Source organism: Phormidium sp. CCY1219 (assembly GCF_035615515.1).
In the GTDB taxonomy this organism is placed as follows: Bacteria; Cyanobacteriota; Cyanobacteriia; order Cyanobacteriales; family Laspinemataceae; genus CCY1219.
The window spans coordinates 1-302 of record NZ_JAJENT010000750.1 but is presented as its reverse complement, the minus strand read 5'-3'; the positions used below and the strand labels follow the sequence as shown (position 1 = coordinate 302).

Sequence of the window (302 nt, the reverse complement as noted above, 5' to 3'; positions counted from 1 at the left end):
AATATCAAGTCGGAAAATATAAGACCGGAAAGGACACGCATGGCAATCCACTAGGCTTCAAAACCATCATCAAACCCGGCAAAAAAGCTATCAAAACCCACTACGAAAAACTTAAGGAAATAGTAGACTCCCACAGAGCAGTACCGCAAGAGGGGTTAATAAAACACCTCAACCCGGTCATTAGAGGGTGGAGCAACTATTACTCAACAGTAGTGTCCAAGGAAGTCTTCTCTCAAATGGATAACTCGTTATACTGGAAGTTAACCAAATGGGGAAACCGAAGACATCCCAACAAAACAGGA

General features: G+C 42.7%; 1 protein-coding gene. It reads left to right on the top strand.

Features of this window, described 5'->3' with window-relative positions:
• Positions 1-302 (top strand): group II intron maturase-specific domain-containing protein (locus LKK83_RS22750; protein ID WP_324633668.1); only part of this gene is annotated, 302 nt, incomplete at both ends.